At 62.1% G+C, this 13,461-nt stretch carries 12 protein-coding genes; 5 read left to right on the top strand and 7 right to left on the bottom strand.

The window, feature by feature from the left end; genetic code table 11:
- Positions 1–12: 12 nt before the first annotated feature.
- The gene (locus ACFT1A_RS01125; RefSeq protein WP_378445496.1) at positions 13–1,275 is read right to left on the bottom strand and encodes an amidohydrolase; all 1,263 of its coding nucleotides are present in this window, start codon (positions 1,273–1,275) and stop codon (positions 13–15) included.
- Between the two features lie 13 nt (positions 1,276–1,288).
- Positions 1,289–2,497: an MFS transporter gene (locus ACFT1A_RS01130; RefSeq protein ID WP_347875699.1), complete on the bottom strand. Its 1,209-nt coding sequence runs from the start codon at positions 2,495–2,497 to the stop codon at positions 1,289–1,291.
- 99 nt (positions 2,498–2,596) lie between these two features.
- On the opposite strand from ACFT1A_RS01130, the gene ACFT1A_RS01135 reads away from it, so the two are divergent.
- On the top strand, positions 2,597–3,631 hold the full coding sequence (locus ACFT1A_RS01135; protein WP_378445497.1) for an Lrp/AsnC family transcriptional regulator: 1,035 nt from the start codon (positions 2,597–2,599) through the stop codon (positions 3,629–3,631).
- A 3-nt stretch (positions 3,632–3,634) separates the two neighbouring features.
- Here ACFT1A_RS01135 and ACFT1A_RS01140 read toward each other — a convergent pair whose 3' ends face one another.
- Complete coding sequence (locus ACFT1A_RS01140) at positions 3,635–4,348, bottom strand: TMEM165/GDT1 family protein (RefSeq protein ID WP_378445498.1); 714 nt, start codon at positions 4,346–4,348, stop codon at positions 3,635–3,637.
- A 294-nt stretch (positions 4,349–4,642) separates the two neighbouring features.
- Positions 4,643–5,170, bottom strand: coding sequence for a peptidase (locus ACFT1A_RS01145; protein WP_378445499.1), 528 nt, complete (start codon positions 5,168–5,170; stop codon positions 4,643–4,645).
- A gap of 165 nt (positions 5,171–5,335) precedes the next feature.
- Between ACFT1A_RS01145 and ACFT1A_RS01150 the strand changes: the two genes are divergently transcribed.
- The 3 genes from ACFT1A_RS01150 to ACFT1A_RS01160 all read left to right on the top strand — a co-directional run bounded on the left by ACFT1A_RS01150 (position 5,336) and on the right by ACFT1A_RS01160 (position 8,588).
- Positions 5,336–6,685 carry a DUF1254 domain-containing protein gene (locus ACFT1A_RS01150; protein ID WP_378445500.1) on the top strand — a complete coding sequence of 450 codons (1,350 nt, stop codon included), beginning with the start codon at positions 5,336–5,338 and terminating at the stop codon, positions 6,683–6,685.
- A gap of 156 nt (positions 6,686–6,841) precedes the next feature.
- Positions 6,842–7,414 carry an HdeD family acid-resistance protein gene (locus tag ACFT1A_RS01155; protein WP_378445501.1) on the top strand — a complete coding sequence of 191 codons (573 nt, stop codon included), beginning with the start codon at positions 6,842–6,844 and terminating at the stop codon, positions 7,412–7,414.
- A complete protein-coding gene (locus ACFT1A_RS01160) occupies positions 7,404–8,588 on the top strand; it encodes an AI-2E family transporter (RefSeq protein WP_378445502.1) in 1,185 nt (394 codons plus the stop codon). The genes ACFT1A_RS01155 and ACFT1A_RS01160 overlap by 11 nt, the downstream gene beginning before the upstream one ends.
- A gap of 8 nt (positions 8,589–8,596) precedes the next feature.
- On the opposite strand, the gene ACFT1A_RS01165 is transcribed toward ACFT1A_RS01160, so the two are convergent.
- Positions 8,597–9,655, bottom strand: coding sequence for an alpha/beta hydrolase (locus ACFT1A_RS01165; RefSeq protein WP_378445503.1), 1,059 nt, complete (start codon positions 9,653–9,655; stop codon positions 8,597–8,599).
- Positions 9,656–9,721: 66 nt separating this feature from the next.
- Positions 9,722–11,185 (bottom strand): serine hydrolase domain-containing protein, encoded by a 1,464-nt coding sequence (locus ACFT1A_RS01170; protein WP_378445504.1) that lies wholly within the window; start codon positions 11,183–11,185, stop codon positions 9,722–9,724.
- Positions 11,186–11,364: 179 nt separating this feature from the next.
- On the opposite strand from ACFT1A_RS01170, the gene ACFT1A_RS01175 reads away from it, so the two are divergent.
- Entirely contained in the window at positions 11,365–12,717 is a 1,353-nt protein-coding gene (locus tag ACFT1A_RS01175; RefSeq protein ID WP_378445505.1) for a hypothetical protein, read from the top strand.
- Here the strand turns inward: ACFT1A_RS01175 and ACFT1A_RS01180 are convergent.
- Positions 12,714–13,337 (bottom strand): superoxide dismutase, encoded by a 624-nt coding sequence (locus ACFT1A_RS01180; protein ID WP_003944189.1) that lies wholly within the window; start codon positions 13,335–13,337, stop codon positions 12,714–12,716. The genes ACFT1A_RS01175 and ACFT1A_RS01180 overlap by 4 nt on opposite strands.
- Positions 13,338–13,461: the final 124 nt, after the last annotated feature.

Raw genomic sequence — 13,461 nt, forward strand, 5'->3', positions numbered from 1 at the left:
TCTGTGTGAGAATCACGCGCTCCGCGCAAGGGCTCCCAGTGCGGCCGCGGTCATTGCCGTGACACCTTCGGGTAGGGCAGCGGCGGGATCGGGGGCGAAGCGCGGTGAATGATTGGAAGGCGTGCCGGGTGGTATCCGTCCCTCGGCGAGCGCGGCAAGGGCGGTTCCGTCGAAACTCCGAAGTGCCGTTCCACCGAAATGCCAGAACACGGAGGGGCATTGGGCGGCGGTGCCGAAGATTCCGAAGTCCTCGCTACCTGAAAGTGGTTGTGACAGAGTGTGCATTCCCAAGCCGGCCTGTCGCAGGTCGGACATCACTGTGTACGTGGCGTCCGGAGTGTTGACCGTGGCCGGAAAGCCGTTGTACACATGCACATCCGGAGTCTCGCCGGCGCCGGCTCCGTCCGCTTCTGCGCGGGCGATCCGGCGCACCGATTCGAGCATGTTTTCTCGTGACGTTGCGCTGAAAGTCCTCAGGCTGAGCAGTAGTTCGGCTTCATCAGCGATGATGTTTGCAGCCGTGCCGGCGTGCAGGGCTCCGACGGTGAGCACCGGTGCCGTCGGGGTTGCTGCTTCGTGAGCAACAAGACTTTGAACGCGAAGCGCGAACGACGCTGCCATCAACAAGGGGTCGATGCATGCGTACGGCGAGGACGCGTGACCACCACGGCCGTGAAAAACCACTCGAATCGTGTCGGATGCTGCCATCAAGATGTCGGGTCTGCTGACCAACATCCCAGCAGGAGTCGGGCCTACGTGTTGCCCCAGGCAAAGGTCCGGTCGGGGGAAGCGGTCGAGGATTCCGTCGTCGACCATCGCACGAGCTCCGGAGCCGGTCTCCTCGGCCGGCTGGAAGACCGCGACAATCGTCCCGGTGATCGACGTCGGATCCGCGGAAAGCGCTGCGCACGTGGCAAGTAGCGCGGTCACGTGAACGTCGTGGCCACACGCGTGCATCACGCCGTCCGTCTTGGAGGCGTAGGACAGACCGGTGTCTTCTGCGACCGGCAACGCGTCCATGTCGGCGCGTAGCAGGATCACCGGGCCGCTGCTTCCCGTGAGAACACCGACCACACCCGTACCGCCGACCCCGACCGTGACATCCCAGCCGCCGATTCGCCGAAGTTCCTCGGCAACGATTGCGGCAGTGCGAGTTTCGTCGCCGGACAGCTCGGGGTGTGCATGCAGGTCCCGGTACAGATCGAACCAGTGCGGCTCGACGGTTCGCAACCGCGACGGGTCTCCGAACTCGAGATTCGAAAGCAGTTGATTCATGGTTGATCTTCTTTCAGTTGGCGGTTTTCAGTTGCACCAGGTTCAGCATCTTTTCTCGGGTTTGTGGTGCTGCCATTACCGCGACGATCGCCACGACGGGCCCGAGTGCGAGCGATACGAACGCCGCTGACCAGGAGAGATGGTCCACGATGAATCCGAATACAAGCGGTGCGACTATTCCGGCGACCATGCCGCCGAAAATGATCATCGACGACGCGGCCCCGACCACCGAAGAAGGCAGAGCCCGCAGGGGCAGTGCAAAACACGGCATGAAAGCGAAAGAGGCAGCGGCAGATCCGAGGGTGACGAGAACGACGAACAAGGCCGTGTTGGAGACGAAAGGAATGGAAACGAGCATCACGATGCACGCGAGCATGGACGGCACCACGACGATACGGCTGTTGCCTGCCAGTCGATCCGAGATTCGCCCGCCGATGACGGTGGTCACCGCCGCCACCACGGTTGCCGGGATGAGAAGCAGGCTTGCACTCGAAAGGGCGATTCCACGTTCGTCATGCAGGTAGGACGGAACCCAGGACGACATCCCCCAGATCACGAAGTCGTATCCGAAGAACATCAAGGCGAAGAGCCACATAGCGCGGGAGCGAAGTACGGTGCGCATGTTGTCCCAGGAAGAATCCGGACCGTGGTCGATCTCCGCCGGAAGTGCGGGAGGGAGCCACAACTTGATGCTGACGAGCGACAGTACGCCGAGCGCAGCGACGGCCAGAAACATCCCACGCCAGCCGATCAACGGGAGGAGCGCTGCCGCGACAACAATGGCGAGCAGCGTGCCGACGGCATTGGAGCTGTTCATCCAGCCTGTGGCAGTGGCACGTTGCTCCGGGATGCTTCGCTCGGCGACGAGCTTTACAGCAGCGGCCGGAAACACGCCCTGCGCGAGACCGAAGAGAAAGCGAACAACGAGAAGCGTCCCGAACGACCACGCAAGCGCAGTGAGGCCGGTGAAGACGCTCCACGCCACCAAACCGATGAGGGCCATCCGGACTGCGCCGTATCGATCGGCGAGCAGTCCACCAGGCAGTTGGGCCAGCGTGTAGGCGATGAAGAACGTGGAAATGATCAACCCACGCTGGGAGTAGTCGAGATCGAACTCCTCACCGAGCAGGGGGAGGGCGAGGTTGATCGCCAGCCGATCTATGTAGTCGATCGCGTAGGCGACGAACAGCAGCGCGACCGTGACTTTGGTGGAGCGAAGCACTGGGCCTCCAAGTGGTGAAACTGTGAAGTGATTCACACGTCTTTGGCAAACATGCAGTGATCACCATTCAGAATGCAGCAATCCGGCAATAATTGACTGATGAAGCCGGAATCCGACGCATTTGTCATCGCGGAATCTGATCTGGAGATCATCAATGCACTCCAACTCAACCCCCGCGCGTCGTGGACGCAGTTGTCGTCGGTGCTCGACATGGATTCGACGACGATCGCCCGCCGGTGGCGTCGACTCGTCTCGAACGGTCATTCGTGGGTCAACGCGGTCGCAATCGGTCGAACCCACATATTCGGTTATCTCATGATCAGGACCACTCAGGATTCCGTTGCCGACGTGGGGGAACTGTTGCGTCAACTGTCCTGCGCCTACCTGTTGGCCAGGACGGAAGGTGAGTTCGAGTACTTCGTCGGTGTGGTGGCCGCCGACCAGAAGAGTCTGGACACCTTGGTGTGTGAGCACCTGGCTGCCGATCCTGGAATTCTGTCGATCAGAAGCCGGGTCGGGGTGAAGGTGTACCGCGACGGCTTCAGTTGGGAGCCGGGCGCTCTGGGACAGGCCGGTCGCGCTCAACTGGCGACGGCATCGACAAAGGGGGCTGCGGCGCCCGCGGACCCGACAGAGTTCCGCGAGTCCGACGGCGCACTGTTGGAAGCGCTCGGCCGCGACGGACGTGCCAGCTATGCGCGCCTCGCCGCGATTTGTGGAACGAACGAGACTGCGATTCGACGGCGCTTGGCGCAGCTGACTGCGTCGCAGCAGCTGATTTTTCGCTGCGACGTCTCGCAACAGGCCGTCGGTTCACCCTTCGAAGTGATCTTCGACGTCGCTGTGGACGGTTCCACCGACGAACTCGGCCAACTCGTGTCGAGTTGGCCGGAGACCCGATTGTTGGTGGCGACCACCGGAACGGCGAACATGTTGATCAGCGTGTGGCTGAGTAGCCTCACCCAGAGTCTTGTCGTCGAGGATCGGCTACGTCGAATCGGCAGTGTGCGCATCCTCGATCGACGCGTCTCGCTCTACCCGATGAAGCGATTCGGGCAGCTACTCGGACCCAGCGGAGTGGCAGAAGGTCATGTGCCGGTCGCGATTTGGGGCGCCGACGACCTTCTTCGCTGAAAGTCAGTCGATCGGGGTCCGATTCTCGTCGACGAGGTGTGGATCAGAGTCGGTTGCTTGGGAGCGCTTCCAGACCATCCGGGCCAGCGCGCCCACCACGGACACTGCGAGAACAACTCCGCCGCCGATGACGCCGGCCGACGAGTCCGGGAAGATGCCCTCGAGCAGCAGCCAGACGCCGAAGACGAAGAACAGCACCGCGGCACCGATCTTGATGAATCCCTCCGGAAGGTGCTTGCCCAGTACCGAGCCGACGATGATGGCCAGAGCGTCGGCCGCCACCATGCCGACAGTCGATCCGATCCAGATGCCGATCCAGTCGTTGTCGGTGGCAAGAGTGATGGTGGCGAGCATGGTCTTGTCGCCGAGTTCGGCCAGGAAGAACGCCGACGCGACGGCGATGAAGGCGGACCGCGTGACGCGACCGGCCTTGTTCTGCTCGTCGTCGGTGAGATCGTCACCGCGCAGCGTCCAGAGACCGAAGATCAGGAAGGCGATACCGCCGACGATCGATATTGCCGCAGTCGGAAGTGCGACGCCGACGTAGTGGCCGACGGCGACCGAGACCAGGTGAACAAGGGTGGTGGCGACGGTGATTCCGCCGAGAACGACCCACCAGCGATAGCGCAAGGCAAACGTCATTGCCATCAGTTGCGACTTGTCGCCGAGTTCCGCGACGAAAATGACGCCGAAACTCAAAAGTATTGCGGCAAGCAAGATTTACTCCTCCGGTCGGTGTAGGTCGGAGGAAAAATGCGAGCCTCCGGCCTGGGCAGGCGCAGCGGGTGCGCTTGTCCGGCCGAAGGTCTCGCCCACCGAGGCCACAGGACCTTCGGTTCGCCAGGCCGGGTGCTTCGCGATCCGCACATGACGGAGCGCGTCGAACCAGTATGTCGACACAGGCGATTGGGGGCTACTCCCCTTCGTTGCTACCCACGTTAGCGCGGTCGAAACGAATTGGCAAAGCGCGCAGCAAGTTTGGGAGTCCGAACTTATCGCTTACCGGGACCGTCACGAGGCGAGGAGCATGGCCAAAACAGCGGTGTCGGGATCGCTGATCGGATCGATGCCGACACGGCTGATCATGGAGACGACTGTGCCGTCCGGCTCTGCCTCGACCCAGGCCGCACGATGCTCCAAACCCAGGTAGGGAAGACCGGGCAGTAGTACGCACCCCGACGCGCTGCCCTCGCATTCCGGCAGGCTGGACGTGGTTTCCGACGGCGGGTGCAGCATGATCAGGGCCGGTGGCTGGTGATCGGCGAAACGGCCGGGTGTCAGGGCAAAATCGCCCAGCACCGGACCTTCGGCAACCACCAGACCGACAGTGCCCGGCTGGGGGTCCTCGGGAACGTCCTCACGAACCCCGAAGACCGTCGTCGTCGGCAACAAACCCGGCATCGACGCCACTCGGACAGCCAAGGCGAGAAGCTGAGCCCACTCCTGGGTGGTGTCCGGCCAACGCCCGGAAATGACGAACCCCTGCAAAGATCCGGCGGCTTGGAACGGAGAAATGCCTATTGCTTCGTTTCTGTTCATTTCTGTTCCTCCCTCGGTGCTGGGGCAAATCTCGGGCAGACGCGCATGCGTCGGTCCGGCACACCTCGTTGGGTAATCGAAATATGCACCCATTCGGTACTGGCACACAAGACGGGGAGAGTGCCAGCCAGGTTTGCGCTGGTGAGGGCGGTGGTATGCGCAGGCATGACTCTGTCGAAGAACCGTTCTCGGCTGGAAGACCTGGCAACGCAGGCGTGGATCTTCGGATATCCACTGTTGATTGCGGCGGTATCGCGTGACGTCATGACGGCGGTGCCGGCCCCGGTGGCGATGAAAGCCCCGCTCAACCAGTTCGCTTATGCGCGTACAACGCCCGACGCGACCTTCACCGATGTCGTCTCACCCAACGCGGACACTCTCCACTCGTCGGGGTGGCTGGACGTCTCGACGGAACCGCAGGTGCTCTCATTGCCGGACTTCGGCACGCGGTACTGGCTGGTGCCCATCCTCGACGCGTGGAGCGACGTGTTCACGGTGCCGGGATCTCGGACTGTGGGACGCACCGGGGGACCGTATCTGGTGGCCGGGCCGAATTGGAAAGGCAACGTGCCCAAGGGTTTGACGCTGCTGCGTTCTCCGACGGCGATGAACTGGATAGTCGCCCGCTATGCGACGTCGGGGGGAACGGACCTGGCTGAAGTGCACAGCCTGCAGGACCGGACGCGACTGACACCGCTGTCGGAGTGGACGGGTGACCCTCAGGACTTCACGCCCGGCGAAGTGCCGGTGAACGCTGCCGTCGACACCCGGACGCCGCCGGTGGACCAGGTGGCCGCCATGGACGGCGAGGCCTTCTTCACCACACTCGACGCACTTCTCGACGACAATCCTCCCCGCCCGGACGATACCGAGATGATGAAACAGCTGTCCGACATCGGAATCGGCTCCTCGCTGCCCTGGAAGTCGCGTCCGCAAGAGGTGCGTGATGCCCTCGACCGAGCCGCGCGAACCGGAATGGACGTGCTGAGCGAGATCGCCAAAGAGGCCGAGGGTAGTCCGAAGAACGGCTGGACGATGCACCGCGGCTTGGGGCATTACGGAACTCATTACGCACAGCGGGCTTTGATCGTCTGGCTCGGTTTCGGGGCCAACCTCGACGCTGATGCCGTGTACCCGCACGCCACCACGGACGTCGACGGGAAGCCTCTGACCGGCGAGAAGAAGTACGTACTTCATTTCGAGAAGGACGAACTGCCGCCGGTCGAGGGCTTCTGGTCGCTCACGATGATGAACGAGCGGCAGTTCTTCGTGGACAACCCGATCGACCGATACGCGATCGGTGATCGAAGTGATCTGGTGTTTGCCGACGACGGTTCCCTCGACATCTATCTCCAGCACGAATCCCCTGGTGGTGAGAAGGAGCGGAACTGGCTGCCGGCTCCGTCCGGTGACTTCAACGTCTTTCTGCGCCTGTACTGGCCGAAGGCGGCAGTGCTGTCGGGATCGTGGACTGCGCCGGGTATTCGGGAAGCAGGTATTCGGGAAGCAGGCTGAAGGTCCTCTCGCTTCGTACCCGAAGAGCACAACTCGGTATCAGCCGCGCGTTTCGATGGGCGGAAAGGTCTCGATAGCCATACGATCTGTCGGTATTGCCCTGTTTGAAGAGCTGTTGAATCGGTCAGAGACACCCGCTTGCTTCGGAGGCTACTGATGGTCACGCAGAATCCGTTCGTGCAGTACGGCAAAGAGATCTGGTGGATGATCCTGATCCGCGGAATCTTCGGTGTGATCTTCGGAATCATCGCACTGGTGTGGCCGGGAATTACCGTGGTGGCCTTGGTCTTCCTGTTCGGTATCTACTCCATTGCCGACGGCTTGATCACGATCGTTCGAGCCGTCCGGGACCGCGAGCACCTGAGTTCTTGGGGATGGGGGGTGTTCACCGGCGTCGTTTCGGTGGGAGCCGGTGTGGTCGCCCTGGTCTGGCCAGGCATCACTGCGCTGGTGCTGCTGTACATCATTGCCTTCTACGCCATCATGTTCGGAATCTTCGGGATCGTCGGCGCCTTCAAGATGAAGGCGCTGCCCGGATCCAGTTGGGGATGGTTGCTCGCAGCCTCGGTACTCGCTGTCATCTTCGGCATCATTCTTCTCGTCGCGCCCGGCGAAGGCATCATCAGCCTCATCTGGTTGTTGGGTTGGTACGCAATCTTGTTCGGCCTCTTCATGATCGTGGGAGCATTCCAGATCAGGAGCCGGGCAAAGGAAGTCGGTGTTCTCTAAGAAGGGAAAGCCGGCCGTCGCGGCTCCCGCTCCGATCCCCACGCTGTCCGGTAGTGAGAACTGGTCGATCCCTCGCGGTTTGATCGTACTTCTCGGTATCGCGGCCACCGTGGTTGCCGTCGGCGGAATGAAAGTGTTCGGCGGCATCCTCGGACCGGTCTTCCTCGCACTGGTGCTGACGATTGCCGTTCAGCCCATTCAGGATTGGTCGCAGCGACGAGGGTGGCCCAAGTGGGTCGGAATGTTGGGCTCGCTTGTCACCGTTTATCTGATTCTGCTCGGGCTCGCTGCCTCGTTGATCGTGTCGACGGCGCAGTTGGCGACGATCTTGCCCCAGTACTCCGAGGAGATGACCAACCTCCTCAACGAGGGCCGCGACAAGTTGGCCGACTTCGGAGTGAGCACCGAACAGATCCAAAGCACGCTCAGCAGTATCGATCTCACGAAGGTAGTGGGTGTACTCGAAAGCGGGCTGGAGGGTCTGCTCGGCATTCTGTCGGATCTGGTGTTCATCCTCGCGCTGTTGCTGTTCATGGCCTTCGACGGCATGAGTATCCGCTCGCGGTTGCACGTGCTGGCCGAGCAGCGTCCCGAAATCTCCTACGCGCTCTCCACTTTTGCCGCAGGGACTCGCAAGTACCTGGTGGTCTCGACGGTATTCGGCCTCATCGTGGCGGTACTCGACGGTGGAGCGCTGTGGCTGATGGGCATTCAGCTACCCGTTCTGTGGGCGCTGCTGTCCTTCATCACCAACTACATCCCCAACATCGGGTTTGTCATCGGCGTCATCCCGCCGGCACTTCTCGGGCTCTTGCAGGGCGGCCCCTGGCTGATGCTCTGGGTGATCGTCGTCTACTCCGTCATCAACTTCGTGATCCAGTCCATCATCCAACCCAAGTTCGTCGGCGACGCCGTCGGACTGTCGGTGACGATGACGTTCCTCTCACTTGTCTTCTGGTCGTGGGTACTCGGGGCGCTCGGAGCGTTGCTGGCGATCCCGCTTTCGTTGTTGGTGAAGGCCGTCCTGCTCGACATCGACCCAGCCACACGCTGGGCCGACATCCTGATCAGCGGGCCTCGGGACATGCCGAAGGAGAAACCGGAGGAGCCTGAAAAGCCGAAAATACCCGCAGAATCCGAGCCGAACGGTGGACCTGACCAAACAAGTAAGTAGCTTCGGGGCTAATTCAGCCGATCGGCCGGGGCGTTGCGTTTGACGTCGACGAAGGCTTGATCGCTCGCCAGACCCCACTGTGGACCGACGAACACGGCGTCCGCTTCCGGGTTTCCGCCGACGAGGTGCTCGAACCATGCCATGGACAAACTGGCGGCTGGATTGTTCGGCAGATCGTCGTTGATGCTCAGGTGGGTGCCGTTCACCATGGGGGCGCTGTAGGCGGGCGCCTGGAACATGGTGGCGTAGGCCCAGTACGGCCACAGGAATGGCGCCGTGACCCAATCGCGGGTCCCTGTGATCGTCAGAGTGGGCACCGTGATGGCGGCTCCGATGGGGGCTTGGATTCCGGTAGCGACGCTCAGCGCGCCGACGATGCGCAGGCGCGGGTCGAGCAGTTGTTGAACCGGTGGGAGGTACGACGCCGCGTAGATGAGGGAACCTGCGCCTCCGGAATGGCCACCCAGGATCACGCGGGACAGATCGACCTTCCCGTGCAGAGGTGAACCGGGGCGGCCTTCCTCCTGGATCAGTGCTTGCGTCCCCCACAAGTGTTCAGTGGTGGTGGAATTGACGAAGTTGTACGGTATCGCCACGATGAATCCGCGGCTTGCCCACAGTCGCGCCGCGTCGTCGTACTGGCCGGCGTCGCCGTCGATGCCCGGTACCCATACCAACGCAGGCGCCGCTGCCATTTCTTGTAGATCCGTGGGGTAGTAGTACAGGACACCGATTGGTGAATCGGGACCGTGTGGGAATGCGTTGGTGCATCGCAACTGCTCCGGATCCTTCATTCCCGCCAGTGGCGAGAGCAGCTTTTGCAAACCTCCGTAGAGGTCGTTGCACTGTGTCAGTTGTTGCGAGACGGTCACATCGTGGGCTCCGGCGACGGCAAATTTCTGGTGTATCGCGCCTTGGACGGTCGCCGGGAACACCGCTCCGAGAACGGGTCCAGGCCCTGGTACAGGTTGCTGTCCCGGAACGTCATTCGGCTCGCCGGAGGCAATTCCGGCACCGGAAAGTGTCAGAGTCAAACCGAGCGCCACTCCCAAGATCAATTTACGCATCGAGCGTCTCCCCAATTGTGTCGGCATCGTTCTCTCTCAACTGCTTTCAACTGCTTTCAACTGCTCTTAACGTGGTCCGCGGGAGCTGGCTGCGACTGCGGCCGCGATCTGGGCGCTGGCATCTACGACCGTGTCGGACAGATCCACCGGTAGAGGCTTCCCGTTGCACCACAGGAGATTGCAGCCGGTGTCGGCGTAATCTCCGGTGCCGAGCAGGATGGCCAGCACGTTGGCCGGGTCCGACCAGAACAGGACGTCCGCCGGCTCTCGGAACAGTGGGCCGGTCGAATCGTTGTAGCGGTACGGATCATCGACCGGTGCCGGCGGCAGATCTCGCACACTGGCCGTGATCTTGCGGATCAGCTCCTGGTTGTCAGGGTTTCCGGTGCCAACGAGGTTGGCACCCAGGTTGTTCGGATCGATGCTGACAGGGATTCCTTGACGGACGATGACCATGTCGCGACTGGGCACCACCACAATGAGCTGTCCGAGCGCCCCGGAGAACGCATACGTGTCGCGGGGGGAACCCGGCAGAATCGGATGGTCGATGCGGCGAACCGAGCGACCGGAGAACGAAGGCCAGTGAGTATCACCGACATTGGTCCACAACAGGAATCCGTAGCCGCCGTTGGCGTCCGTTGGCTGGGCGGCGTCGCGGACATAGTCGGGGTCGACGATCTCGCGCCCGTTCCAACTTCCGTTCTGCAACATCAGTCGTCCGAGTCGAGCCAGGTCGTCCGCGCGCATCGCCAATCCGCCGCTGACCACGGTATTACCGCTGCGATCGCGCAACCACACCCAGCTGTCGCGGCTGATTCCCACCGGGCCGAACACCTCACGTTGCACAAAGTGCTGGAAATCCGATCGTGCGGTGATCTCGATGATCTTCGGCAGAAGGGCCAGCGTGTTCTGTGCATACTGGAACTTCGTTCCTGCCGGGAAATCAATTGGTGTGCTGAGTGTTTGGAGGATCTGATCGGTGCCGATGCCTGCACCCTCGGCCGGCCAGCTGAAATGCAGGCCTGTCGTCTGGGTGAGGATCTGACGGACTGTGAGGGCACCGTGGGCGTCGTCGGCCTGCGGGAAGAACTTTCGGAGCGGGTCGTCGAGTGTGAAGAGCCCCATGGTGATTGCACGGCCGACCGCTACCGAGGCGACGCCCTTTGTGGTGCTGGCCAACGGTATCGGAAGGTTTCCCGTTCCGGTGCGGTCGCCGGCGAGGCAACCGTGCCGATAAACCTGGGTGGTGGCGGCGCCCTTCGTCTGCCCGAAGTCCAGCGCTTCCGCCAAGGCGGCCGCGTCAATTCCCAGGACCTCCGGACTCTCGCGGGCGGCAAGTTGGCCAGGCGCAGGCTCCGCGCAGACGGCGGCCTGGCTCGCAGTGGGGGCGGCGCCGGCAGGCGCGGCGGCGAAGGTGGCCATCACCAGTGCGGCGCAGGTGGCAACAATTGCCGTACTCCGGTATCCAGCTACGCGTTTGAGGAGCGTGTCGCCCGAGCCGACTGTTGATGCTTTCCCGATGAAGGTCACAGAACGCCCACTCTTCACTAGTCCTCCGTGTTCGACATTTTCGTGTTAGACATCCTCGTCTCACTTTCAAACTAGCTCACAGGTGTGACTCAGGCAACAGGCAGTCTGATGGGGACGAAGGGTTGCAGGCTTCCGCGACTCTCAGTGTTTCTACAAGTTGTTGCTTTATCGTCTCGCCCATGAGCGCCGAGAACACCACCGAGAACACCCACCGCCAGCCGTCACGCCTCGGTCGACGGCTGGCGGTGGGTGGTGTAGCGGCGATAGTCGCAGCTGCGGTCGCGGGGATCGGCTTCGTGATTTTCGCGGGCGGCGGTGCTGATAATTCGCGCACCGTCGCGATCGTGAACGCAGACGCCGGAACCACTCTCGACGGCAAGGAACTTCGAGCGGGTGACACGCTGGTGGACACTCTGGGCAAGAATGAAGACTTCGACTTCCAGGTGGTCGACAACCCCGGCGGCAACTACTTCGCGACGTTGACGGTGCCGGAAGACTTCAGTGAATCCGTTGCGTCGATGTTCGGCACGGACCCCCGCCAGGCGAGTGTCGAGCTGGCGGTGAAGGGTTCGGATCCGGAGAGGTCGACCGAACTGACTCGGGCGGTCTCCGCGCAGGTCGGCGCCGACGGAATCAAGGGTCTGCTGGCTCAGACGTCAGCCGCCAGGCGCTCGATAGATCAAAACCTCACCACCGCACAGATTCTGGTCGCCGGAACCAACGAGGCCGGAAAGTCCATCGATCAGGTGAAGGCGGGCGCCGGCACACTGCTGCCGTATCTCGAGACCGCACGGTCCGGGGCGTTGGAGTTGATGAGCGTGGCGGAACAGGTATCCGGTGTTGTCGATCAGGCATCGGGATCGGCGGAAGAGTTGGCCACGCGCGCTGATTCGCTGGGCTTGACGTTGGGGGAGGCGTCGTCCTCGACCGCGGAATTGAAGACACGAATCGACACGTTGCAGACCGCGTTGAACGGCCTTCCGATCCCGCCTGACGTGACAGCGCAACTGGCCGGTGTGAGTTCGGATCTCGGTGCGCTGAATGCGCAATTGGGCACCGTTCCGGCGCTGTTGGGTGGTTCGGTCGGACCCGATACGGAGCTCGGTGATCTGGTCCGCACCGCCGTCGGGCAGCTGCAAGGGGCGAGCGATCAACTGAGCAGTGCTGCCGGACAATTGAACGACGGACTCATCCCCATAGCCGATCAGGCGCCGCAGATGCTCGGTGACGTGACCGACCAGATCACCCAGGGATTCACGACGCTGCAAGGGATCGCCAAGTCATTGGTCACGGGCCTCGACGGCGCAAAATCCGGCATTCCCGCGATGACCACTCCGCAGCAGGTTCAGCTGACCTCGGTGCTGTCGGATCCGGTGGCCGTCAATCAGACCACCGCGAGCAGCGGTGACTCCGGAACTCGCACACTGGCATTGGTCTTCGGAGCGACGACGGTCTTGCTCGGTGGTGCTCTGCTGACACGAACGGCGGCGCCCCTGGTGAGGCGCCGCCGTTCGCGAGAAGAGCGTGACTAGACGATCAGACCTGCGGTCTGGGTACGTGCACGGTCGAAGCGAGCCGAGACGTCGTTCCAGTTGACGATGTTCCAGAATGCCTTGACGTAGTCGCCCTTGACGTTCTGGTAGTCGAGGTAGAAGGCGTGCTCCCACATGTCGAGGAGCAGCAGCGGCGTGAGGCCGATGGAGATGTTGCCCTGCTGATCGTAGAGCTGGACGATGATCAGACGCTGTCCGATCGAGTCCCACGCGAGGATGGACCAGCCGGAGCCCTGGATGGCGTTGGCGTTCGCGGAGAAGTGAGCGCGGAAGAGATCGAACGAACCGAAGTTGTCGTCGATCGCTGCGGCGAGTTCGCCTTCGGGCTTGTCGCCACCGTCAGCGCTGAGGTTGTTCCAGAAAACGGTGTGGTTGGTGTGGCCACCGAGGTGGAACGCCAGGTTCTTCTCGAGCAGGTTGGCCTGCGCTGCGATGGTGTCGTTCTCACGAGCCTCGGCCAGCTTCTCGAGTGCAGCGTTGGCACCGGCAACGTAAGCCGCGTGGTGCTTGTCGTGATGCAGCTCCATGATCTTGCCCGAGATGTGCGGCTCGAGGGCTGCGTAGTCGTAGGGGAGTTCCGGCAGCGTGTAAACAGACACGTGGGTCCCTTCTTTGCGGGCTGGTGAGCCCTGGTGCTTTAGAGTGCGTCGATCACCGGTCACGGCGTGACGTCACTCGCGTATGTGCAAATCATTCTTCGGGTTTCCACCCAATAACATTCGT

The sequence above is a fragment of the Rhodococcus sp. NPDC057135 genome, from assembly GCF_042670865.1.
GTDB lineage: Bacteria > Actinomycetota > Actinomycetes > Mycobacteriales > Mycobacteriaceae > Rhodococcus_F.

What these genes read in the sequence shown, in the direction of transcription:
- ACFT1A_RS01125 (WP_378445496.1), bottom strand. Translation starts at nt 1,275, where the DNA reads ATGAATCAACTGCTTTCGAATCTCGAGTTCGGAGACCCGTCGCGGTTG.
- ACFT1A_RS01135 (WP_378445497.1), top strand. Translation starts at nt 2,597, where the DNA reads ATGAAGCCGGAATCCGACGCATTTGTCATCGCGGAATCTGATCTGGAG.
- ACFT1A_RS01145 (WP_378445499.1), bottom strand. Translation starts at nt 5,170, where the DNA reads ATGAACAGAAACGAAGCAATAGGCATTTCTCCGTTCCAAGCCGCCGGA.
- ACFT1A_RS01150 (WP_378445500.1), top strand. Translation starts at nt 5,336, where the DNA reads ATGACTCTGTCGAAGAACCGTTCTCGGCTGGAAGACCTGGCAACGCAG.
- ACFT1A_RS01155 (WP_378445501.1), top strand. Translation starts at nt 6,842, where the DNA reads ATGGTCACGCAGAATCCGTTCGTGCAGTACGGCAAAGAGATCTGGTGG.
- ACFT1A_RS01165 (WP_378445503.1), bottom strand. Translation starts at nt 9,655, where the DNA reads ATGCGTAAATTGATCTTGGGAGTGGCGCTCGGTTTGACTCTGACACTT.
- ACFT1A_RS01175 (WP_378445505.1), top strand. Translation starts at nt 11,365, where the DNA reads ATGAGCGCCGAGAACACCACCGAGAACACCCACCGCCAGCCGTCACGC.